Raw genomic sequence first — 1978 nt, forward strand, 5'->3', positions numbered from 1 at the left:
AGCACTCAGCACTCAGCATTCAGCCTTCACCCTTCGGCCTTCGCGTCAGCGAAGGCCGGGCACGGGGTCCTGCAGGGGGTCGTGCTCGGGGGGCGCTTCGGGTGCCACGATGCCGACGAGTTCCAGTTCGAAGATCAGCGTCTCCTGTGGACCGATGACGCCCGAGCCTGCCGCGCCGTAAGCCTGGTCCGGGGGGATCACCAGGCGCACTTCGCTGCCCACGGGCAGGTCGACGAGCACCTGGCGCCAGCCGGGGATGGTGCGCTCCACCGGGATGATCGACGGCTCGCCGCGGCGATGGCTGCTTTCGAAGATGCGGCCGTCCAGATGGCGGCCCACGTAGTGCACCGCGACCAGATCGTCCGGGTGCGGTATCGGGCCGTCGCCCTCGTGAAGCATTTCCACCTGCACGCCGCTCGGCAGAGTGATCACGCCGGGCCGTTGCCTGTTCTCGCTGCGGTAGCGTTCACCCGCCTCGGCATTCAGTTCGGCCAGCAGCCGGTGGTCCTCCAATTGTTCAGGTGTCAGGCCGAAGCCGCGCGCAAGCAGGTACACGGCCAGCAGGGCCATGAGGCTGACGAGAATGACTCGGGACACGGGGGGCGGGTTACCAGGGGATGATGCTGCCGTCGATGTCGAAGAAGCTGCCGGCGTCGCGGGGCGTGAGCCTAGCCAGGATCTCGCGCATCCGGCGGGCGGAGGTCTCGGCGTCGATCTCCGCGTTGGGACCGCCCATCGCCGTGCGCACCCAGCCCGGGTGCAGGACCACGGCGATGATGCCCTTGGGCGCCAGATCGATGCTGGCGCTTTTCATCACGGCGTTCAGGGCGGCCTTGCCGCTGCGGTAGATGTATGCGCCGCCGGAGCCGTTGTCCGCCATGCTGCCCATCTTGCTGCTGAGCGAGGCGATCAGCCGCAGCCGGCTTGTGGCCACGTTGTCCACCAGGGCCTCCATCATCTTCATGGGCCCGATGACGTTGGTGCGCATGTTCTCCAGCCATGCGTCGGGGTCGGTGTTGCCGAAGCGCACGCCGTCCGGCCCGTAACTGCCGGCGTTGTTCAGCAGGAGGTCCACCGGCGAATCCCCCAGCACGGCCTTCAGTGCCTGAATCTGGGCGGGTTTCGTGACGTCCAGCGGGTGGACGGTGACGTGCGCGTTATCGGCAGCCAGCCGGTTGAGTTCGGTTGCCTGCTCGGGCTGGCGACAGCCGGCATAAACGCGCCAGCCTTCGTCGGCGAACTGGCGGGTGAACTCCAGGCCGATGCCCCGGTTGGCGCCGGTGATGACGACGGTATGGCTCATGGTTTGGTCGGCGGCTAAGGGTTCAAGTCATGCCCGGGTCGCCGGGGGCATCCCCCGGCGACCCGGCGCGTCGCGATGCCCATCTTACGTGCAGAGGGTCACAAGACCGTACTGTCCGGACCGGCGGGAATCAAGCCTCCGTTGGGTTCGGGGCCCGGTAGCGCTACACTCGGGCCTTGGATATCCGCGGTTCGCGGATGAGACGGGGGCGTTTTGGATCGATGGCAGCTGATCAGGACACCATTCTGGAGCCGGGCATGACCATCCTCATCGTGGATGATTCGAGGGTCATGCGCCAGGCCCTCAAGAAGATCCTGTCCGGCGTCTATCCGGTGGTGGAGGCCGGTGATGGTGAGGAGGGCTGGGCGCGCGTGCTCGATGATCCGGCCGTGTGTTGTGTCTATACGGATCTCTCCATGCCCCGCCTGGACGGTTTCGGCCTGATCAGGCGGATCCGCGAATCGGGCGACCCCCGGGTGCGCGAGATCCCCGTGGTCCTGATCACGGGCAACGAGGACAGCGTCGGCACCCGGGAGCGGGCCCTGAATGCGGGCGCCAGCAGCGTGGTGCAAAAGCCCTTCAACTCCGGTGACATCCTCGAGGTGGCGCGGCGCCACGTGTCGCAGTACCGCAGTCGGGCGCCAGCACCTCCCCCGGCGCCCAGCGAGGATCAGG

The 1978-nt window shown here is 67.3% G+C and carries 3 protein-coding genes; 1 reads left to right on the forward strand and 2 read right to left on the reverse strand.

All coding sequences use genetic code 11. The features are described 5' to 3' along the window. Positions 1-45: 45 nt before the first annotated feature. Both B1C78_RS17225 and B1C78_RS17230 read right to left on the reverse strand, forming a co-directional pair. Positions 46-597 (reverse strand): FKBP-type peptidyl-prolyl cis-trans isomerase, encoded by a 552-nt coding sequence (locus B1C78_RS17225; protein WP_077280381.1) that lies wholly within the window; start codon positions 595-597, stop codon positions 46-48. A 10-nt stretch (positions 598-607) separates the two neighbouring features. Further along, positions 608-1303, reverse strand: coding sequence for an SDR family oxidoreductase (locus tag B1C78_RS17230; protein WP_077280382.1), 696 nt, complete (start codon positions 1301-1303; stop codon positions 608-610). A 221-nt stretch (positions 1304-1524) separates the two neighbouring features. Between B1C78_RS17230 and B1C78_RS17235 the strand changes: the two genes are divergently transcribed. Then, positions 1525-1978: response regulator (locus B1C78_RS17235; protein WP_139350011.1), on the forward strand; the 454-nt coding region annotated here is incomplete at its 3' end.

The sequence above is a fragment of the Thioalkalivibrio denitrificans genome (genome assembly GCF_002000365.1).
Classification (GTDB): Bacteria; Pseudomonadota; Gammaproteobacteria; order Ectothiorhodospirales; family Ectothiorhodospiraceae; genus Thioalkalivibrio_A; species Thioalkalivibrio_A denitrificans.